The organism is Acinetobacter sp. AOR43_HL, from assembly GCF_027854635.1.
Lineage (GTDB): Bacteria > Pseudomonadota > Gammaproteobacteria > Pseudomonadales > Moraxellaceae > Acinetobacter > Acinetobacter pittii.
Genome location: NZ_JAKTHX010000002.1, coordinates 118,232 through 138,470, shown reverse-complemented (window position 1 = coordinate 138,470; position 20,239 = coordinate 118,232). Strand labels below are relative to the sequence as shown.

19 protein-coding genes, 1 tRNA gene and 1 pseudogene are annotated in these 20,239 nt (G+C 38.3%); 8 read left to right on the top strand and 13 right to left on the bottom strand.

Annotated features, from left to right (window positions below):
- The first annotated feature begins 8 nt into the window (after positions 1-8).
- The gene (locus MKL33_RS00700; RefSeq protein WP_005067873.1) at positions 9-1,055 is read left to right on the top strand and encodes an NAD(P)H-dependent flavin oxidoreductase; all 1,047 of its coding nucleotides are present in this window, start codon (positions 9-11) and stop codon (positions 1,053-1,055) included.
- Positions 1,056-1,092: 37 nt separating this feature from the next.
- On the opposite strand, the gene dusB is transcribed toward MKL33_RS00700, so the two are convergent.
- On the bottom strand, positions 1,093-2,118 hold the full coding sequence (gene dusB / locus MKL33_RS00695) for a tRNA dihydrouridine synthase DusB (protein ID WP_270906287.1): 1,026 nt from the start codon (positions 2,116-2,118) through the stop codon (positions 1,093-1,095).
- An 83-nt stretch (positions 2,119-2,201) separates the two neighbouring features.
- Here dusB and MKL33_RS00690 point away from each other — a divergent pair, with 83 nt between their 5' ends.
- Both MKL33_RS00690 and MKL33_RS00685 read left to right on the top strand, forming a co-directional pair.
- Positions 2,202-3,410, top strand: a complete 1,209-nt coding sequence (locus MKL33_RS00690) for a DUF1615 domain-containing protein (RefSeq protein WP_025468349.1) — start codon at positions 2,202-2,204, stop codon at positions 3,408-3,410.
- On the top strand, positions 3,377-4,033 hold the full coding sequence (locus tag MKL33_RS00685) for an HAD-IB family hydrolase (RefSeq protein ID WP_270906286.1): 657 nt from the start codon (positions 3,377-3,379) through the stop codon (positions 4,031-4,033). Before MKL33_RS00690 ends, MKL33_RS00685 begins: the two co-directional genes overlap by 34 nt.
- 26 nt (positions 4,034-4,059) lie before the next feature.
- Here the strand turns inward: MKL33_RS00685 and proB are convergent, their stop codons facing one another.
- The 8 genes from proB to uvrB form a co-directional block, all read right to left on the bottom strand.
- Positions 4,060-5,193 (bottom strand): glutamate 5-kinase, encoded by a 1,134-nt coding sequence (proB, locus tag MKL33_RS00680; protein ID WP_270906285.1) that lies wholly within the window; start codon positions 5,191-5,193, stop codon positions 4,060-4,062.
- A 15-nt stretch (positions 5,194-5,208) separates the two neighbouring features.
- Positions 5,209-6,429 carry an Obg family GTPase CgtA gene (gene cgtA, locus MKL33_RS00675; RefSeq protein WP_003650347.1) on the bottom strand — a complete coding sequence of 407 codons (1,221 nt, stop codon included), beginning with the start codon at positions 6,427-6,429 and terminating at the stop codon, positions 5,209-5,211.
- Between the two features lie 182 nt (positions 6,430-6,611).
- Complete coding sequence (locus tag MKL33_RS00670; RefSeq protein ID WP_004643643.1) at positions 6,612-7,286, bottom strand: hypothetical protein; 675 nt, start codon at positions 7,284-7,286, stop codon at positions 6,612-6,614.
- Positions 7,287-7,297: 11 nt separating this feature from the next.
- Complete coding sequence (locus MKL33_RS00665; protein WP_270906284.1) at positions 7,298-8,023, bottom strand: MFS transporter; 726 nt, start codon at positions 8,021-8,023, stop codon at positions 7,298-7,300.
- 149 nt (positions 8,024-8,172) lie between these two features.
- Entirely contained in the window at positions 8,173-9,630 is a 1,458-nt protein-coding gene (locus tag MKL33_RS00660; RefSeq protein ID WP_002118702.1) for a glyceraldehyde-3-phosphate dehydrogenase, read from the bottom strand.
- Between the two features lie 216 nt (positions 9,631-9,846).
- Complete coding sequence (gene rarD, locus MKL33_RS00655) at positions 9,847-10,794, bottom strand: EamA family transporter RarD (RefSeq protein WP_080027583.1); 948 nt, start codon at positions 10,792-10,794, stop codon at positions 9,847-9,849.
- 110 nt (positions 10,795-10,904) lie between these two features.
- Positions 10,905-11,492: a lipocalin family protein gene (locus tag MKL33_RS00650; RefSeq protein WP_005038917.1), complete on the bottom strand. Its 588-nt coding sequence runs from the start codon at positions 11,490-11,492 to the stop codon at positions 10,905-10,907.
- A 93-nt stretch (positions 11,493-11,585) separates the two neighbouring features.
- Complete coding sequence (gene uvrB / locus MKL33_RS00645; protein WP_270906283.1) at positions 11,586-13,607, bottom strand: excinuclease ABC subunit UvrB; 2,022 nt, start codon at positions 13,605-13,607, stop codon at positions 11,586-11,588.
- Between the two features lie 179 nt (positions 13,608-13,786).
- Here uvrB and MKL33_RS00640 point away from each other — a divergent pair, with 179 nt between their 5' ends.
- Together MKL33_RS00640 and MKL33_RS00635 are read left to right on the top strand one after the other, a co-directional pair.
- A complete protein-coding gene (locus tag MKL33_RS00640; protein ID WP_002118650.1) occupies positions 13,787-14,578 on the top strand; it encodes an A1S_2505 family phage non-structural protein in 792 nt (263 codons plus the stop codon).
- Between the two features lie 175 nt (positions 14,579-14,753).
- Positions 14,754-16,190: pseudogene (locus tag MKL33_RS00635) on the top strand (diguanylate cyclase domain-containing protein); the annotation flags it as partial.
- 33 nt (positions 16,191-16,223) lie between these two features.
- Here MKL33_RS00635 and MKL33_RS00630 read toward each other — a convergent pair.
- A complete protein-coding gene (locus tag MKL33_RS00630) occupies positions 16,224-16,403 on the bottom strand; it encodes a hypothetical protein (protein WP_002118942.1) in 180 nt (59 codons plus the stop codon).
- A 207-nt stretch (positions 16,404-16,610) separates the two neighbouring features.
- On the opposite strand from MKL33_RS00630, the gene MKL33_RS00625 reads away from it, so the two are divergent.
- On the top strand, positions 16,611-17,846 hold the full coding sequence (locus tag MKL33_RS00625) for a pyridoxal phosphate-dependent aminotransferase (protein ID WP_002118408.1): 1,236 nt from the start codon (positions 16,611-16,613) through the stop codon (positions 17,844-17,846).
- 53 nt (positions 17,847-17,899) lie between these two features.
- On the opposite strand, the gene MKL33_RS00620 is transcribed toward MKL33_RS00625, so the two are convergent.
- A complete protein-coding gene (locus MKL33_RS00620) occupies positions 17,900-18,742 on the bottom strand; it encodes a DMT family transporter (protein ID WP_002118781.1) in 843 nt (280 codons plus the stop codon).
- A gap of 239 nt (positions 18,743-18,981) precedes the next feature.
- Here MKL33_RS00620 and MKL33_RS00615 point away from each other — a divergent pair, with 239 nt between their 5' ends.
- Positions 18,982-19,419 carry a PaaI family thioesterase gene (locus MKL33_RS00615; protein WP_270906282.1) on the top strand — a complete coding sequence of 146 codons (438 nt, stop codon included), beginning with the start codon at positions 18,982-18,984 and terminating at the stop codon, positions 19,417-19,419.
- A 15-nt stretch (positions 19,420-19,434) separates the two neighbouring features.
- Here the strand turns inward: MKL33_RS00615 and MKL33_RS00610 are convergent, their stop codons facing one another.
- Together MKL33_RS00610 and MKL33_RS00605 are read right to left on the bottom strand one after the other, a co-directional pair.
- Entirely contained in the window at positions 19,435-19,866 is a 432-nt protein-coding gene (locus tag MKL33_RS00610; RefSeq protein ID WP_270906363.1) for a hypothetical protein, read from the bottom strand.
- A 41-nt stretch (positions 19,867-19,907) separates the two neighbouring features.
- The gene (locus MKL33_RS00605; RefSeq protein WP_079381033.1) at positions 19,908-20,054 is read right to left on the bottom strand and encodes a hypothetical protein; all 147 of its coding nucleotides are present in this window, start codon (positions 20,052-20,054) and stop codon (positions 19,908-19,910) included.
- Between the two features lie 46 nt (positions 20,055-20,100).
- Here MKL33_RS00605 and MKL33_RS00600 point away from each other — a divergent pair.
- Positions 20,101-20,176, top strand: a tRNA-Asn gene (locus MKL33_RS00600).
- Positions 20,177-20,239 lie beyond the last annotated feature (63 nt).

Here is a 20,239-nt window from a genome sequence, read left to right as displayed (position 1 = left end):
TGAATAAAATGGACCTATTACAACAACTTGAAATTAAACATCCAATTTTTCTTGCCCCTATGGCAGGTGTATCTACACCTGAACTTGCAGCAGAAGTTTCTAATCAGGGTGGTCTTGGGTCCTTAGGTCTAGGTGCAAATACGGCACAAAGTGCACGTGAACAGATTTTAAAAACCCAAACACTTACAGAAAAATCATTTCAGGTTAATTTTTTCTGTCATCAACCCGAGCAACTTAATCTTCAAACTTCTGCTCAATGGATTGAATATTTACGCCCACAATTTGAAAAGTTCGGAGAACAGCCTCCTCAAAAGTTAAACTGTATTTATCCAAGTTTTCTTGATAACGATGATTTTCTAAATGTCGTATTAGAAACCAAACCTAAAGCGGTAAGTTTTCATTTTGGGATTCCCCATCCCCACCAAATTCAGGCATTAAAAGATGCCGGAATTATTACGATGGTGTCTGCTACCAATTTAGTTGAAGCACAAGCCATTGAAGCGGCTGGTATAGATATTATTATTGCTCAAGGGATTGAAGCAGGCGGACACCGTGGAATCTTTAATAAAACTTTTGATGCAGCAATTAAAACAAGCGATTTAGTACACCTTATTGTCAAGCATTGCAAACAGCCTGTGGTAGCCGCAGGCGGAATTATGAATGGAGCACAAGCACGGCATATGTTGAGCTTAGGAGCTGCTGCTGTTCAACTCGGAACAGCATTTGTTCAATGCCATACATCAAATGCATCTGCCGAGTATCGTAAAGCTTTATTTAATGAACCTGTAACACAAATCAGCGCCAGTCTTTCTGGGCGTCCAGCCCGTGGCCTGCTCAACCATTGGCACACACAAATTGATTTACCTAATCGCCCTCCTCAACCCGAATATCCATATGCATACGATCTAGCCAAGCAATTAAATGCCATTGCAAGCAAGAATAAAGACTATGGCTTCGGTGCTTTTTGGGCGGGTAGTAATGTCTCTCAAATACGAGAGCTAGATGCTGCTGATCTGGTTAACCAGTTAGTTGTAGAAATGCTAGAAGATGAGTAAATCTTAAAAAGCCAGTAATCATATACTGGCTTTTTACTTAATGGGTTTCTAGTAAGTTAACCTGCTCAACCTGAACATCACTCATCAAATTGCCTTCAGCTAATAACTGATTAAAATAATTTTCGACTACTATTGCCTGCTCAGCAGTGCTTTCAACTTTATACATATTTTGGCGAAATTCGTTACTTGAGCGTAAACCTTTTGTGTACCAAGCAATGTGTTTGCGGGCAATACGGCAGCCAGAGTATTCACCATAAAATTGATAAAGTTCTGATAAATGTCCTAGTAACACCTGCTTCACCTCTTCAATATTAGGTGCAGCTAAGTGTTCACCAGTTTTTAAATAATGAGCAATTTCACGAAAAATCCATGGTCGACCTTGAGCAGCTCGACCAATCATAATTGCATCGGCCCCTGTATAGTCGAGTACATATTTTGCTTTTTCAGGACTATCAATATCACCGTTCGCAATAAGTGGAATATTGATTAATTCTTTGACATGTTTGATCAAATCATAACGTGCTGTATTTAAATACATGTCTTCACGGGTGCGGCCATGTAAAGCTAGCGCGGCAATCCCCGCTTCTTCTGCCCTTTTTGCGACTCTTAAAATATTTTCCTGACCATTTAAAAAGCCTAAACGGGTTTTCAAAGTCACGGGAACATCAACAGCAGCAACAACCGCATCAAGAATTCGAGCCACTAAGTCTTCATCTTGTAATAACGCTGAACCAGCGAGCTTATTACATACTTTCTTGGCAGGACATCCCATATTAATATCAACAATTTGTGCGCCATTTGCTACTTGATAGCGTGCAGCCTCTGCCAATTGCTCAGGATCAGAGCCTGCAATTTGAGCAGAGATCGGAGCGAGCTCACCATCAAAGTTCGCACGGTAGAGGCTCTTTTTGCTCATCCGCAAAGTTTTATTAGCAGTCATCATTTCACTGACTGCATGGCCTGCGCCAAAATACTTGCAGAGTGTTCTAAATGGACGGTCAGTAACTCCCGCCATAGGAGCAACAATTAAATTATTTGACAGTTGATAGGGACCAATATACATATATATTCATACAATTGATGATCAACATAGTATACTTCATCCGCTTAATCGGCTCATCTTTTTATGCAGGTGCTTTCCTCGCCATGAACAAACCGTTGTCTTCCCGTTTTTTATTAAAATCATTCGGCATGGCTGCCGTATGCATGAGTTTAGCTGCTTGTGGTGATAAAGCTTGGTGGTCAAACAATGATGAGCCTGAACTAGAAAGCCAACAGATTAAACGTCTAATTCCATCACGTGTGCATGACCGTGAGTCATGGGCTAAAGATATTGATGACATTATGAAAGACTTGGATATTCCTAAAACCAAGAAAAATGTCTGTAGTATTGTAGCTGTAGTGGATCAGGAATCTAACTTTGTTGCCAACCCTCAAGTGCCTGGGTTAGGACAAAAGGCAGTTGAAGAAGTTAGTACACGTTTAAATGAAAAATTTGAAGATAAGCTTGGCAAAACCGTTGGTGGAACAATTGCTGGTTACTTTGAAGAAGTTCTAAGAACTCAGCCCTCTCCTGATAACAACTATATGAGTCAAATGCGTAAAGTTAAAACCGAGAAAGAACTCGACTTACTTTACCGAGAAATTTTCGACTTCATGGCTAAACACTATCATGTGAGTGCCTTAACTGGTGCAGCCAAATTGGTTGGTCAAGATATTGGCGAGAAAATGAACCCTATTACGACTTTGGGCTCAATGCAAGTTCATATTAATTATGCGAAAGCCAATAAGCGTTCGAGTATGAGTACTGCTGCGCTCCGCGATGACCTATATACTGAATACGGTGGTTTATATTACGGCATACATCGTTTAATGGTTTATCCGGCAGACTACGATAAAGCCATTTATCGTTTTGCGGATTATAACTCTGGTATGTACTCTAGCCGTAATGCAGCTTTTCAAAAAATGCTAAAAGAACTTACTGATACAGATATAAGTCTTGATGGCGATCTACTTCTTTATACAAAAGATGGTGATCCACGCGCAGCTCAAAGCGAGTCAGAAAAAGAACTGATCACGGTATTTGCAAAAAATAATGTATTGGTTACCCCACGACAAATTCGTGATGATCTTAAATTAGAAAAAGAGAAAAAGTTTGAAAGTACTCAAACTTATATTGCGCTGACTAAACTTTATAAATCAAAAACTGGCAAAGAACCGCTCTATGCAATTATGCCTCAAGTGGTGATTTCCGGGCCTAAATTAAGTCGTGATTATAATACCAATTGGTATGCAACCCGCGTAAACGGACGATATGAAACATGTATGCAACGAGCGAAACGAATAAGACTATAAAAAGTCTCGCCCTGTTCGATTTTGATGGAACCTTGTGTAGTAAAGATAGTTTTACAGGGTTTATCTTTTATGCTTTATCTAAGCCTCACATTGTTAAGCAAGGCTTGAAAATTCTGCCATGGATTCAAGCCTACTATCTTAACTTTTATCCTGCCCATGCTATGCGTGCCAAGTTATTCCGTAGCATGTTTAAAAATACGCCTGCAATTGAATTACAAAAATTAGGTGAAGAATACGCACAAGAGTTAGTCTCTGCGCTTTCGCCTGAAATTTTTAATCAGTTACAAAACCATCAATTGCGTGGTGATCAGGTCGTATTAGTTTCAGCTTCAATTGATGTCTATCTTGCTCCACTTTGCAAGTTACTAGATATCGAATTAATTTGTACTGAAACTCAAATTAAAAACGGCATGATGACGGGTTACTATTCCACTCCAGACTGTAGTAGTGAACAAAAGAAGTTAAGAATACATCAGCAATATACACTACAGCATTACCACCAGATTTATGCTTATGGTAATAGCTCGGAAGACTTAGACATGCTCAGTCTCGCCACACATCCATATATGGTAGGTGAAGACCGTGTTTTACCTCGTTTAACACCAGAAAAAAAGCTCGCTTAAAGCGAGCTTTTTTATTTGAGTAAAACTTAATAAATTGCCATATGATCACGGTGAATCATTTCAAGTGAACGAGCTTCACCAAGCACTTGATAAACCTTATCTGAGGCTAAGCCTTTAATAATTTCGGCTGATCGTGAGCTAAAGTTCACTCGACCTACCGCAATACGTTTACCTTGTTTATCGACACATTCAACCACATCACCACGATCAAAATGTCCTTCAACATTTTTAACTCCAACAGGGAGCAAACTGCGATGCTTCAATTTAATCGCTTCAACAGCACCATCATCAATCACAAGACGGCCTGCTGTCTGTAAATGAGCAGCGAGCCACTGTTGATGAGCAGTCATACGGTCTTTATCTGTCGTAAACAACGTACCTAGCATTTCACCCGCCATCGCACGTGACAAGACATTATCACTTTCACCGCTTGCGATGAGCGTTGGACAACCCGACTTAGCAGCTAAACGTGCGGCACGAACCTTAGTCACCATACCACCTCTGCCAAGTACACCGCCACCGCCAGCCATTTCGAATAAAACATCGTCCATGGCACGAACAGTAGAGAGTAATTTAGCATCAGGGTTATGACGTGGGTCTGAGTCAAACATACCCTGCTGATCCGTTAAAATGATCAGCAATTCTGCATGAACCTGACCTGCAACCATCGCAGCTAGAGTATCGTTATCACCAAAACGGATCTCATCGGTAGATACCGTATCATTTTCATTAATGACCGGAATCACACGCCAATCAATCAAGTTTTGTAAAGCATCACATGAGTTTAAATAACGACGGCGGTCCGCCAGATCATCATGTGTCAGTAAAACCTGAGCAGTACGAATACCATGTTCTTCAAGCACACTAGACCAAGTATGAATTAAACCCATCTGCCCAATCGCAGCACAGGCTTGTAGACTGGGTAGATCGGTGGGTCGACTCGCAAGCTTCATACGAACCATACCTTCAGCCACAGCTCCAGAAGACACTAAAATAATTTCGTGTCCAGCATTGTGTAGATCTGCAATCTGTTTCGCCCAATGCGAAATAGCATCCAAATCTAAACCTTGCCCATTGGCTGTGAGTAAAGATGATCCGATTTTAACAACGATTCGTTTACACTCACTGAGCTGACGTTGCCCATCGACCACTTCTATCATGTTTTCCTCGGTTTTCTAGTCACGAACGTAGACGCTTTCTACATCATTGTCGTCTTCATCATCGTCAAAATCATCATCATCGCCTAACATGCCTTCAAGACGTTGTGCTCGACGCATAGCGCGATATGCTTCTTTTGCCGCAATGGTTTGTTCACGTGTTTCAACTTCTAGTTGTTCACGGAAAGCTTTTACTTCTGCTGCATATTCAGGATCTTCAACTTCGCGTTCACGTTGTTGTTCAAGCTGATCCATGAGGTAATACACAACCTCTTTCGTTCCTTCACTTAATAAGCCCGATGTCTTAAAGACAGGTCCAGTCCACTCTAGTTCATCTAGAATATGCTGACACCACTCTTCACGACTTTCTTCAGCAATCTGATCAAGTTTATTCAGTACTAAAACAACTGGTAGTTTAGCCAAAGTAGGTGAAAACTTAACTAACTCGTTCATAATTGCTTTTGCATTATGCGCCGGATCTGAACCATCAATTGGCTGCACATCAATAATGTGTAAAAGGATACGCGTACGTGCCAGATGTTTAAGGAAACGAATTCCCAAACCTGCACCTTCTGCTGCACCTTCAATCAACCCAGGAATATCGGCCATTACAAATGAACGATGACGGTCAGCATCTACTACACCTAGGTTTGGAACCATGGTTGTAAATGGATAGTCTGCCACTTTTGGTTTTGCAGCACTTACAGCACGAATAAAGGTTGATTTACCAGCATTTGGCATGCCCAATAAACCAACATCTGCCAATACTTTTAATTCAAGGCGAATTTCACGAAACTCACCTTTTATACCAGTCGTACATTTACGCGGAGCACGGTTAGTTGATGATTTAAAGTGGGTATTCCCCAAACCACCGTCACCACCACCTGCAACCAGAATTCTTTGGCCATCTTCAACCAAATCGCCAATAATATCGCCTGAATCTGTATCAACAATTGTTGTACCAACGGGTACTTTTAAAACCACATCTTCACCACCACGTCCGGTACAGTTAGCGCCTGCACCATTCTTTCCGCGCTCAGCACGGAACTTACGTGTGTAACGGTAATCGACTAGCGTACTCGTATCATCATCAGCTTGAATATAGATACTTCCACCACGTCCGCCATCACCACCATCTGGGCCACCAAATGGTACAAATTTTTCACGGCGAAAACTGGCTACGCCATTGCCACCGTCGCCAGCCTCTACGGTAATGACTGCTTCATCAACAAAGCGCATCTGCCAATCCTCTAAAAACTCTAAAACCGCCTATTCTGCCATATTTTCATAAAATTCTCGAATATAAAATGGGACAATTCCTATTTATAACGATCTGTTTTTATATTTAAGTCATCAGAAGCATTTTAGACCTACAAATACAGCCGATATTGAAAATAAAATGCAGGATGACTATTTAATTTTTAAGGATGAACATTCCGTAGAGGTAAGGTCATTTGCATATCAAGATTTGCTTTTGTTTTTGGAACCGAATTATACATAATGGCATTAAATGAAGAGACATTCCCCATTTCCATAGGATCATTCACTTGTAGACTTGGTTTAAACTGATGTTTAACCGATAAATTTACTGGCTCATCGAATTCAAAATAAACAGGACCATCAAAAACAATTTTAATCGGAATGGTATAACTACGCTTTAACTGAAAAGGCACATCTAACTTTATGGGAATATCAAGTTTAAGTGGAAATTTAGGCAAAAACTTATTTTGATAAATTAAGTCTGTCGTTGTTTCAAGAGGCATAACCTGATCAATTTTTAGAGTCGTTGTGTAATCAACATTTACTGTAACTGGTGTTTCTATAGCAAAACTGATATCTGCTAAATATTTCCCTTTCAGCGGTAGAGTCAGTTGGCGGTCTATATCCAATGTTGTATCAAGTTTACCAATAGATTGAACTTGCAAAGTATTGCCAACTTGAATCTTTGTTTCTAAAGAGTCAGGTAAACTAATATCTGCGTTATGAGCCGAAACCACTACATTTGCCTGAATATTGAGATATACCCAAAACATAACAGCGGCAAGTATCATCATTAAAATGAAACTGATGAGCATACTCTTGAGTGAACGAAACATTACCATCCACCCTATTGATCAGCTGTCGTCTGCGACGTTTCTGAACCTAATACCCGATTTAATCGCATACTGGATAGAGGAATCTTTAACTCACCATTTGCAATCTTAACAGGCAAAGTATTTTTCACATCAACTGAAGCATTTAATGCAGTTTTAACAGGTACATTTAAATTACCCTCAATTGGGATATTCGTGTCTAACCTTGCTTTTAAAGGAATATGTAGATTTTCTTTTAATACCGTGCGTACTGGGGCATCAAATTTTAAATGAACCTTTTGCTCAAGCGGGACATTAATATCAATTGGTACATCAAGTTTTAGTGGAATTGTCCCTTTCAATGGCAAGGTAATATCACGTCCTAAAACTCGCACCTGAACCTTGGTATCAATTGGTAGATTTTGCTCAACTTTTAATGTCTCTTTGACCGGGATGGTTGTGCTAATCGGCACCATATTATCGAAGTAAACACGCGGAGTTAATGTTTGTGTTAAAGGAATATTCAGTTTCTCATCAATTGGAATACTGGCATTTACGCGCCCCTTTACATCCACATTTAAAGCATCTTGTACTTTAACCTTAACCTGTAGAGGCTCTTGCAAATCAATAGCAACTGCCTGATTTTTCAGTGGAATATAAATATTAAAGTGCTTAAATACCCATATTGCAATGAGTACACCACATAAATTGGCAATAATGATGAATACAAAAACGACCAACAAACGTTTAAACTGCGACAATTCCTATCCCTTACTATTTTCTTTTTTTCCTTAATTTGTATTCTCATTTATTTACAAAAAATAGTCAGCATATATTTTGTACGGTTGTAAAAAAACCCAGTCTAAACTGGGTCTTTTTGTGAAAATATTTTATAGATCGTTAAATGATCTTAAGCATTCAATTCTGCTGGGATTTTTTTGTAGCTTACGCCACACATTTGTTCAGCGATACGTAATACCTGACAGCTATAACCAACTTCGTTATCGTACCAAACGTAAGCAGTTAAACGGTTACCAGAAGTAATCGTTGCTTGAGCATCGTATACACCTGCTGTACGAGAACCGATAAAGTCACTCGATACAACTTCAGTCGAGTTGGTATAACCAATTTGACCTTGAAGGTTGGAGTTAATCGAAATTTGACGAATGTATTCGTTCACTTCTTCACGATCAACTTCTTTATCAAGCGTTAAGTTCAAGATTGCAAGAGATACGTTTGGTGTAGGAACACGTACAGAGTTACCAGTTAATTTACCTTTCAATGCAGGTAATGCTTTAGCAACTGCTTTAGCTGCACCAGTCTCTGTAATTACCATGTTCAAAGTAGCAGCACGGCCACGACGATCTGCTTTATGGTAGTTATCGATTAAGTTCTGGTCATTTGTAAATGAGTGAACAGTTTCAACATGACCGTTAAGAACTTTATATTTGTCATCCAATACTTTAAGAATTGGAGTAATTGCATTTGTTGTACAACTTGCAGCAGAGATGATTTTGTCTTCATCTAAGATATCTGTGTTGTTTACACCAAATACAACGTTTTTCATTTCGCCTTTACTTGGTGCAGTCAATACAACACGTGCAACGCCTGGGCATTTCAAGTGTTGGCTTAGACCTTCAGCATCACGCCATTTACCAGTGTTGTCGATTAAAAGTGCGTTTTCAATACCGTATTCAGTATAGTCAACTTCACTTGGGCTAGACGCATAAATCACTTTAATGAAGTTACCGTTAGCAATGATTGCTTCGTTTTCTTCATCAACAGAAATTGTACCAGCGAAAGTACCGTGAATAGAGTCACGACGAAGTAAAGAAGCACGTTTTGCTAAGTCACCGTCAGAAGACTTACGTACAACGATTGCTTTAAGGCTTAAACCACGACCTAAACCTGATTGGCTAATGATTAAACGAGCCAAGATACGACCAATACGACCAAAACCGTAAAGAACTACATCTTTAGGTTGTTCAGAAGTTGCGCTACCTTTGATTGACTCAACTGATTGAGCAACAAAAGCATCAACATCACCGCCTTTTTCTTTGTATTCAACAGCAAGTTTACCGATATCAACTTCTGCAGAACCAATATTTTCAACTTTTGCTAAAGCTTCTAAAATTGGGAAAGTATTTACAACAGAAAGCTCAACGTCTACAACACGTGTACGACGGTGAGTTTTCAAAATTTGGATAACAGAACGGTTAATTAAAGAGCGACCGTAAACAGATACGACAATATTTTTTTCACGGTATAATTGACCGATTAATGCAATCATACGTTCCGCGATTTCTTCACGGTTTTTCCAACGGCCTTGGTGTTCAGCATGCAGGGCGATGATAGTGTCTTTGCTCACAGATACGTCCTCTAATTAATTATATCTAGGCGTGATTTTTTAAACCCCGTAATTGTAATGGAATTATTGGCAAGAATGAATCAAAAGCTGACGTTAGTGATTAGATTTTCCTAAAATTCATCATAAATTCATAAAATACCTATAATTATTTTTTATTATTTTATTGTTTAAAGCAGCTAAATTTTTGCTTTTTCTTACTTTTTAGATTCTGCTCCTCTAATCAAACTCATCATTTTTTAATCTTTTTTGATATTTTGCGATGTTGAGCTGCAAATTTTTGGCTTTTTGACGTTGCTGATAAAGGTGAACTGCACCTTCTAAAACTAACACAAATACTGCGCACCAAATCGGAATATAAGTGAACCATTCTTCTTGGCCAATACTCTCCCCTAAAACTAAAGAAGCGAGAGCAAGTAATACAGGTTCCAAATATCCTAAAAGTCCAAACACGACTAATGGTAAAAAGCGACTTGCCAGAATATAACTTCCTAAACCAATAGCACTTAAAATTCCAAGCCCAACAATGACCAAAGCAAGACTCGGTTGGTCTATAAATTTGCTATAAGGGAGTAAACCCGTATGGGTCAAATAAATTGCAATCGGCAGAATAATGACTAAATCCCACCAAAAGCCGCCTAAATTGTCTGTTTTAATGGTCTTACGTAATAAAAAGTAGGCAGAATAGCCAACTGCAACCAGTGCAGTTTCCCAAGCAATACTTCCTAAACGCCAGATCTCATGGCCGACTCCAATGACTGCAAGAATAATTGCGACCCATTGAAATTTAGATATTTTTTCGCCATACAGCACACTTCCAGCCAAGACAAGAACAAGCGGCAATAGAAAATACCCTAAAGATACTTGTAGGCCTCGACCATGCATTGGCCCCCATAAAAACAGCCAAAGTTGTACTGAAGTTAAAATGGAGGTTGTGATTAACAACAATAATAAAGACGGCTTTGCCAAAATACGCTGGTAGATATTTTTTATATACCCTAAATCACCGCTCCACCACATAAACAAAGTGAGAACTGGTAGTGTTGCAATAATCCGCCATCCAAAAGTCTGTTCACTATCAAGCTGACTTAACAATTGAGTATAAAAATAAAGTACACCAAAAGTGATAGATGCCATGACAGACAAGCTCACGCCCTTAAACATCATCACCCTCTTATACTTTAGTAAAAACAGCTCACCACAATACTTGATTTATCCACTATAAAAAAGAAAAAACCATGTAAAAACATGGTTTTTTATTAATCAGACATCTACAGCTATTCTTTATGTTCTGTATGAATAATATCGCGAATATCAAAACCTAATGTTTTTGCATAATTTAGATATTCATCAACCACTTCTTGTTCAGGATGAGGTGTTCTTGATAAAACCCAAAGATATTTACGAGAAGGTTCTCCTACTAAAACAGTTTGATAGTCTTCATCTATTTTTAAAATCCAGTAATCTCCACGAATGACTGGAATCCATCTCACAGCTTCTGGTAAAAAACTCACCTTCAATTTCGTGTTGTATGGCGGATTTACGACAAAGGCTTCACCAATAGATTGCTGTAATTGTTTTCTATTGTCATAACAGCGATTATCTACAACCACATTTCCATTTTCATTTAAAGTGTAAGTTGCAGATACGTTATAAGCACATTTTTTTTGAAAAAAAGCAGGCTTACGAGCGACCTCATACCAGACACCTAAATATCGGTCCAGTTCAACTTTATAAACGGTTTGCAAAGGTTTCGGCTGAGCATAGACATACGTTCCAACAGCTAAACCAGCCAAAACAACACCGCCCAACGCAATTTTAGCCAAACGCCAACTGGCTTGCGGAACATTATTTCGAAATGCCATTGTTGCCCTCAACGATTAGTTGTGAATACAAAAGAACTCAAACATCTACAGTAGCTTGTTTTTTAAACACATTATGTAGCGTTATGTATTCGTTTATTGCAACATTTGCGCTTTTAATCGAATGATTTCATCACGTATCCGCGCTGCTTGCTCGAACTGCAAATCTTTCGAAGCCTTTAACATATCTTTTTCAAGCTTAGTAATATGCTTACTAAACAGTTTAGGATCTGAAAGAATATGTCTTTCATCGGCACTCAATGCTTGTGCTTGTTCAAGTACTTTTTCATCAATCTCGTCGTCTGAAAGTACCTCACCCGAGTCAATTTCTTTGACAACCTGACGCACAGCACTACGTGGTGTAATACCATGCAGCTCATTAAATTCAATTTGTTTGGCTCTACGGCGATCAGTCTCATCTATTGCTTTTTGCATAGAATCGGTAATTCGGTCAGCATATAAAATTGCTTTACCTTTCACATTACGCGCAGCACGACCAATCGTCTGAATGAGTGAGCGTTCTGAACGTAAAAAGCCTTCTTTATCTGCATCTAAAATAGCAACCAAAGAGACTTCTGGCATATCCAGACCTTCACGTAGCAGGTTAATGCCGACTAAAACATCAAATACACCTGTACGTAGTTCATGAATAATTTTGACACGTTCAACCGTATCAATATCCGAGTGTAAATAAGCGACTTTAACCCCATATTCTTTTAAATAAGAAGTCAGATCTTCCGCCATACGCTTTGTTAAAGTGGTCACTAACACACGTTCATTTAGGTTCTTACGAATATTGATCTCAGAAAGAACATCATCAACTTGAGTTAATACAGGACGAACTTCAATTTCAGGATCGATTAGTCCTGTTGGACGTACCACCTGTTCAACCACTTGGTCAGACTTTTCTAGCTCATATTTAGCAGGTGTTGCACTGACAAAAATAGTCGTCGGTACAATGCGCTCCCACTCTTCAAATTTCATTGGTCGATTATCAAGTGCGCTTGGTAAACGGAACCCGTAATTCACTAAATTTTCTTTACGTGATCGGTCACCTTTATACATCGCTCCAATTTGCGGAACTGTAACGTGTGACTCATCAATAATCAGTAATGCATCTTCTGGTACATAATCAAATAAAGTTGGAGGCGCTTCACCAGCTGGACGGCCCGATAAATGACGTGAATAGTTTTCGATACCATTGGTATAGCCCAACTGTTGCATCATTTCTAAATCATAACGGGTACGCTGCTCAATACGCTGGGCTTCCAGCAATTTGTCATGTTCACGGAAGAATTTAAGTTGATCTTGTAACTCATCTTTAATTGTATCAATAGCACGAGTTAGATGATCTTTCGGCGTTACATAGTGGCTTTTTGGATAAATCGTAACACGTGGAACTTTACGGACCATTTTACCCGTTAACGGGTCAAACCAACGGATCGAATCGACCTCGTCATCAAATAGTTCAATACGAATCGCATGTTGATCAGATTCGGCAGGGAAAATATCAATAATTTCGCCGCGAATTCGATATGTACCACGTAAGAACTCAAGTTCATTACGCGTATATTGCATTTCAACCAAACGGCGGATAATTTCATCACGACTTACACGGTCGCCCTCAACCACATGCAGTAACATTTGCATATAAGCATTTGGGTCACCCAAACCATAAATTGCAGAAACCGAGGCCACAATAATTGCATCACGACGCTCTAATAAAGCACGTGTTGCTGATAGTCGCATCTGGTCAATGTGATCGTTAATGGCAGCATCTTTTTCAATAAAAGTATCTGAGGATGGAACGTAAGCCTCGGGTTGATAGTAATCATAGTAACTTACGAAATACTCAACTGCATTATTAGGGAAGAACGCTTTAAACTCTCCATAAAGCTGGGCAGCCAAAGTTTTGTTATGAGCCATCACAATTGTAGGTCGCTGTGTTTGAGCGATCACATTCGCCATGGTATAGGTTTTACCCGAGCCAGTTACACCCAGCAATAACTGATTACGAAAACCATGCTCGATACCATTTACCAGCTTTTCAATGGCCTGTGGCTGATCACCTGCTGGCTGATAATGAGTGACCAAATCAAAAGGTTGATTTTCGTTCAAAGTTATCTCTCTTTATGAAAAATTGAATTTAACGTCTCCCCTTTTAATGGGGATTTTTATCTTAATTTAAAGTCTAAATTGAGCTGGAAATTCAATGTAAAAGATTAAGCATCTTAACACTTGACCAATACCCTAATCGGTTGCAACATGAAGCTATCCATTAAACAAAAAGTATAACCATGACTTATCAATATCATGATGAAAGTATTGTAACTGAACTTCCCGAAGATACAGTTTTTGTATTTGGAAGTAATCTTGCTGGACAACACGGTAGTGGTGCAGCGCGCGTTGCAAGTCAGCACTTCGGAGCAGTTGAAGGTGTAGGTCGTGGCTGGGCTGGTCAAAGCTTTGCAATTCCAACTTTAAATGAACACATTCAACAAATGCCACTTTCACAAATTCAGCATTATGTTGAAGACTTTAAGATATACACAAAAAATCATCCTAAAATGAAATATTTCATTACTGCATTAGGTTGTGGCATCGCAGGCTATAAAGTTTCTGAAATCGCTCCTCTTTTTAAAGGTATTTATCACAACGTTATCTTTCCGGAATCTTTTAAACCCTATGTAGAAGATAATGCAGTATCTCAATTTCCGACTTTAACTCAAAAGATGGTACAAAGTTTCATTAATGATGAAGTTATTTTTTACTTTAATCATGGCAGTGAATCATTTGAAGAAGCTTTAGATAAAACTGATTTATCAGATGCTGAAAAAGCCATAGCTCTTATTGTTTTAAATGAAGAGTTGTATCCACGAGATCGTTATGGACGAGGCCGTGATCATGAGCTTAGTGATATTTTAGGGAAGTTAAACGGTAAAATTTTCAATCTTCATGGAAACTCTGAAGGTGCCATGATTTTTGTGAGTGCTGTTGTTGCACTGATGGAACTTTACGATTTTGATGAGCAAGATTTTATTAAGTTATGGCGTGGTGAAAAAAACATTGATCACCCTATTAATCGTTAAGTTTTCTTATAAATTTATGAGTTAAGCAGATAATCTCTGCTTTCTCATTATTTTATTTTTAATTACATTTAATCCTTTTATTTTTAATTATTCTAATATATTTAAACTATTTATCCTCCCAAATCTTAATTTTTCTCATTATACTTTAAGGCAAACTGAATACTTAAAGAAACATATGGAAACTTTAGATTCTTCGATTTTTGACCTTAGCCCAATTCCGATGTGGATTGAGGATTTCAGTGAAGTTAAACAACAATTTGATTTATGGAGAAAGCAAGGAATTGAAAACCTTCATGAATTTTTAAATCAAAATAAACACTTAGTTATCGAATGCGCTCATAAAATTAAAATTATTCGTGTTAACCAAAAAACCTTGGAACTTTTTGAAGCAACAACACGCGAAGAACTATATTCAAATTTGAATCTTATTTTTAAAAAGGAAATGTTCGAATCACATATTTATGAGCTTGAAGCGTTATGGAATGGTAAAACCCATTTTTCAAGCACTACTGTGAATTACACCTTATCAGGCAAACGTATTGATGTTCAGTTAAGAGGGTCTATTTTACCTGGTTCTGAATCTAATTTTGAGCGGGTACTACTTACTACCGAAGATATTACCCCCTATCAAAATGCACTTCGACAGGAAGAAAAAAATCGTCGCTTAGCTGAATCTATGTTTATCTACTCGCCTACTTCGCTTTGGGTCGAGGATTTCAGCCGTATAAAAAATAGAATTGATCAACTTAGGCTATTGGGAATTGAAGACTTCAGAACTTTTCTAGATGTTCATCCTGAGTTTGTCCGCCAATGTGTAGAAGATATTTTAATTTTAGATGTTAATCAGGCCACGATAGATTTATTTAAAGCTCCTGATAAGTCGACACTTTTAAGAAATACACACAAGATTTTTGCTGAAGAAATGGTTGAAACCTTTCGAGAACAACTCATCGAGTTATGGCAAGGCAATATCCATCATAAACGTGAAGCCGTTAACTACGCTTTAGATGGCCAAATAAGAAATGTTTTGCTTCAATTTACCGTTTTTCCGGGATATGAAGAGACTTGGGGATTAGTACAAGTTGCACTGACAGATATTACTGCACGGAAAAAAGCGGAAAACTATCTTGAATATTTAGGGCAACATGATGTTCTTACTAAACTATATAACCGTGCTTTTTTTACAGAGGAACTTAATCGTTTAAATCGAAGTATTATTCGACCAGTTTCTTCAATTTTTTTAGATATGAACGGTTTAAAAGAAACAAATGACCAGTTTGGGCATGATATTGGAGATGGTTTATTACGCCGTGTTGGAAATATTTTAAGTCAGGCTATTTCAAATACAGCATATACTGCATCCAGAATCGGTGGTGATGAATTCGTGATCTTAATGCCGGGGGCAGATGAGACGAATGTTCTCATTATGCTTCAAACCATTCAGGAACTTTTTAATATCGACAATCAATATTATTCAAGCCATCCAATTAGCATCGCAATTGGACATGCAACGACTCAAGTCAATGAACAAATTGAGGACATGTTAAAGCGAGCAGACCATCACATGTACCAAAGGAAAAAATCTTATTATCAGGAAATTTTATTTAATCAATAAAAAAACAGGCATATTGCCTGTTTTTCAAAATTAGCGTTTTCCCATGGAACGACGAGTACCACGTGGCGGCATCCACGTTCTATCTGCGTATTGCTCTGGCTTTGGACGCACTTGGTTGTGTACCGCATCGTCGGCTTGATTGCTTTCATTCGGCATTGGGAATGGCAATTTCACCAAAGCCTTTTTCTGTTTTGGCTGTTGCTCAGTCATGATTCATTCTCGAAATTTCGATTGCGACTTATTATAAATGATTTTTCTCATTTCTTTTCAAAAAAGCTTTAATTGTATAAATCTTGCTTAAGTTTATTACCAAACTAAACTTTTTTACATCTGAGAGGAATCACTTCCGCAAATTGCTTAATTTTTGCGATAAGATAGGATGCTTTTTATTTTTAATCCCATAAGAGGAATATTGCCGTGGACGTACGTCTTTCTGATCGTGTCAATGCTATCAAACCGTCCCCTACACTTGCTGTAACGAATAAAGCTGCTGAGCTTAAAGCTGCTGGCAAGAACGTGATTGGTTTAGGTGCTGGCGAGCCAGATTTTGATACCCCTCAACACATCAAAGATGCTGCAATTGAAGCGATTAATAATGGTTTCACCAAATATACGGCTGTAGATGGTACTCCTGGGTTAAAAAAAGCAATTATTGCTAAGTTTAAGCGTGATAATAATCTTGATTATCAAGCGAACCAGATTTTGGTTTCTTGTGGTGGTAAGCAAAGCTTCTTTAACTTAGCACTTGCTCTATTAAACAAAGGCGATGAAGTGATCATTCCAGCACCTTTCTGGGTAAGCTATCCAGATATGGTCATTATTGCTGAAGGGACTCCAGTCATTGTGAAATGTGGCGAAGACCAACGCTTCAAAATCACTCCTGAACAATTAGAGGCTGCGATTACACCTAACACTCGTTTAGTTGTATTAAACAGCCCATCTAACCCAACAGGTATGATTTATAGCAAAGCTGAATTAGAAGCTTTAGCTGAAGTATTACGTCGTCATCCACAAGTATTTGTTGCATCTGACGATATGTATGAACCGATTCGTTGGGAAGATGAGTTCTACAACATCGCAACTGTTGCTCCTGATTTATATGATCGCACAATCGTTTTAAACGGTGTTTCTAAAGCATACGCAATGACAGGTTGGCGTATTGGCTATGCAGCCGGTCCAGCAAAAATCATTGGTGCAATGAAAAAGATCCAATCACAGTCAACTTCTAACCCAACTTCTATTTCGCAAGTTGCTGCTGAAGCTGCATTGAATGGTCCACAAGACGTTTTACAACCTATGATTGAAGCGTTTAAACGCCGTCATGACTTAGTTGTAAATGGCTTAAATGATATTAAAGGTATCTCTTGCTTACCTGCTGATGGCGCTTTCTATGCCTATGCAAACATTCGCCCTCTTATTCGTGCAAAAGGCTTAAAATCTTGCACAGAGTTCTCTGAATGGTTATTGGAAGAAACTGGCGTAGCAGTTGTTCCTGGTGACGCATTTGGTTTAGGCGGTTTTATGCGTATTTCATATGCAACAGCTGATGAAGTACTTGTTGATGCGTTAGCACGTATCAAAAAAGCTGCTGATTCAATTGAAGGTGTAGACGCTGCTATTGCTTCAATTGAAGCTGAAAAAGCTGCGAAATAATCTGCATTTTGCATAAAAGGGGTTCTCTTGAGAGAACCCTTTTTTTCATTCACTTATGCATTTTTGGCTTTTTGAGGTCTTATATAAATGACTAATAAAATTCCAAATAAAACCATAAAACTCGATAAAATCACTCGCCCTGTCACAGTCTCATTTACAAATAGGCTTCCACCTATAATCGCCAAACATGGCACACTTAGCTGTACTGTACTCGCTGTCACCCGATCAATATGCTTCAAAATTGCATACCAGAGTACATAAGCCCCGCTTGAAGTGACACCGCCCGACAAAATCGCTAAGACCCATCCTTGCATGTCAATGTAGCGATCTTGGGCAAGTAATACATTCGCCAACAAAACCATTGGCACAGCTAGCGTAAAATTTGCCAACGTACTACCAATCGGTTGTGTCATATTACGACCAGCAATGCTGTATCCTGCCCATGCCAACCCAGATATCACCATAATTAGAGCATATCCCCAATCAGGCGCATGAGTATCGGGTAATAACAAAACAATGATTCCAGCCAAAGCAATACATAAGCCTATACCACGGTATATGCCAATCTGTTCACCCTGCCAATAGCCATAAAGCACCATAGTCAGCTGTACAACCCCAAACAATAACAGAGCACCAATACCAGCGTCGATCTGAAGATAAGCATATGAAAATGCCAAAATATAAACCGCTAGAAAAAATGCGTTTTTTAAACTCCATTGGACTTTGGTTTGAGACGATTTTGAATATAAAAACAGTCCAAATAAAACAACCGCACCACTTCCCACTCGTATTAGACTAAAAGTCATTGGGTCAATATGTCGGCCAACCAAAGCCAAACGACACAATACAGAATTTGCTGCAAAAGCCGCCATTATGAGTGCAATTTTAAAAAGCATTGTCCTTATGCTCCTGTTATTTCTTATAGTGTAAAAGAAGTCTTTCTTATCTATCTAATTCATTATGCAACTCATTTAATTCAATTTTTATAATAAAGGAATTTTATATTAAATGAACAAAATTTTAAAATTCAACTTATCAGTTCAATCTTTAACTATAGAATTGACTTATCGATGACTTAATAATAGGCTAATATCAAGTTCTATTTTGGAACTTAAAGAATTAAAGGACCCAAAAAATGAAAAATCCGATGGAAATGACTGGCCTTGAATTTTTACAAGCAATGATAGAAGGCCATATTCCACCTGCCAGCATTAGTAAAACAATACCTATGCAACCTACTGAAATTTCAGAAGGATCTGTTACCTTTAAATCCCAAGCAGATCATAACCATTTAAATCCACTCGGTGGCGTACATGGTGGTTTTGCAGCCACCGTCCTAGATTCAGTGACTGGCTGTGCAGTACATACGATGTTACCTGCGGGTGTAGGTTACGGCACAATCGACCTTAACGTAAAAATGTGCCGCCCTATTCCCCAAAATCAGGCTTTAATTGCAACAGGCAAAGTTATTAATTTAAGTAAAAATTTAGGTATTTCTGAAGGAAAGATTATTGATGAGGAAGGTAAACTGTATGCCTATGCAACAGCAACCTGCATGATTATTCGTCCATAATCATTAAAGGCAGCCTTAAAACGCTGCCTTTTTTATTAAGTCATCTGAATTATCTGGACGTTCACAAGTTTGTGCAATCACATACGGCGCCCAAATATTTTTAAGTTGGAGTTCTATAATTTCTTGATGCTCTACAGACCAAGCTAAAACTTTATTTTTACCCAACAATAACTCCCCTTCTAATTGAAAAATATATAAAGATTCAGAAGAGTTTAATGGTTTTGAGCTTTTTAAAATCTTAAGTGAATTATGCACATTCCATTTAGCGCTAAACCAAAGCTGCAATAAATCGCCTAAATATAAATCCTGCTTTTTGAAAGGATAAGCATTAATCCATGCATCTTCTACAAGTGTGTAATAAGATTCTGATTGATTTAAGATATTGAGATAATTGTGTTGATAGAAATCAAAATTAGAAAAAATAGAAGCTATCGTAAGCGTTTTCATACTTATCTCCGATTTAGCCATTTTAGTGCTGGCAAGTTGGTTTAAATCCACACTGTTTGGATTTCTCCAAACGCTTGTTCTTTTTTGAATCTAGCAATTGATTTTTTAAAGTGCAAGTAATTTCTTAACTCATCACTCAACTGATCAAATAAAAAGCATACGACACAAAAATGAAGTAAACATGACAATTTAGACTTGACCCTTCTCAAAATCTCCTTATAATCGCATGCAGATTCTCCCATAGCTCAGTCGGTAGAGCGACGGACTGTTAATCCGCAGGTCCCTGGTTCGAGCCCAGGTGGGAGAGCCAAATACTAAAAAGCCCGCAGCATTAAAGCGGGCTTTTTTTTGCCATAAATTTATCAATAACTAT

Bases quoted from the DNA above. Each gene is read 5' to 3' on its own strand.
- MKL33_RS00690 (WP_025468349.1), top strand. From the start codon at position 2,202: ATGAACAAACCGTTGTCTTCCCGTTTTTTATTAAAATCATTCGGCATG.
- MKL33_RS00700 (WP_005067873.1), top strand. From the start codon at position 9: ATGGACCTATTACAACAACTTGAAATTAAACATCCAATTTTTCTTGCC.
- cgtA (WP_003650347.1), bottom strand. From the start codon at position 6,429: ATGCGCTTTGTTGATGAAGCAGTCATTACCGTAGAGGCTGGCGACGGT.
- MKL33_RS00650 (WP_005038917.1), bottom strand. From the start codon at position 11,492: ATGGCATTTCGAAATAATGTTCCGCAAGCCAGTTGGCGTTTGGCTAAA.
- rarD (WP_080027583.1), bottom strand. From the start codon at position 10,794: ATGATGTTTAAGGGCGTGAGCTTGTCTGTCATGGCATCTATCACTTTT.
- proB (WP_270906285.1), bottom strand. From the start codon at position 5,193: ATGATAGAAGTGGTCGATGGGCAACGTCAGCTCAGTGAGTGTAAACGA.
- MKL33_RS00640 (WP_002118650.1), top strand. From the start codon at position 13,787: ATGACTTATCAATATCATGATGAAAGTATTGTAACTGAACTTCCCGAA.
- MKL33_RS00630 (WP_002118942.1), bottom strand. From the start codon at position 16,403: ATGACTGAGCAACAGCCAAAACAGAAAAAGGCTTTGGTGAAATTGCCA.
- MKL33_RS00620 (WP_002118781.1), bottom strand. From the start codon at position 18,742: ATGCTTTTTAAAATTGCACTCATAATGGCGGCTTTTGCAGCAAATTCT.
- MKL33_RS00610 (WP_270906363.1), bottom strand. From the start codon at position 19,866: ATGAAAACGCTTACGATAGCTTCTATTTTTTCTAATTTTGATTTCTAT.
- MKL33_RS00670 (WP_004643643.1), bottom strand. From the start codon at position 7,286: ATGTTTCGTTCACTCAAGAGTATGCTCATCAGTTTCATTTTAATGATG.
- dusB (WP_270906287.1), bottom strand. From the start codon at position 2,118: ATGTATATTGGTCCCTATCAACTGTCAAATAATTTAATTGTTGCTCCT.
- MKL33_RS00685 (WP_270906286.1), top strand. From the start codon at position 3,377: ATGTATGCAACGAGCGAAACGAATAAGACTATAAAAAGTCTCGCCCTG.
- MKL33_RS00615 (WP_270906282.1), top strand. From the start codon at position 18,982: ATGAAAAATCCGATGGAAATGACTGGCCTTGAATTTTTACAAGCAATG.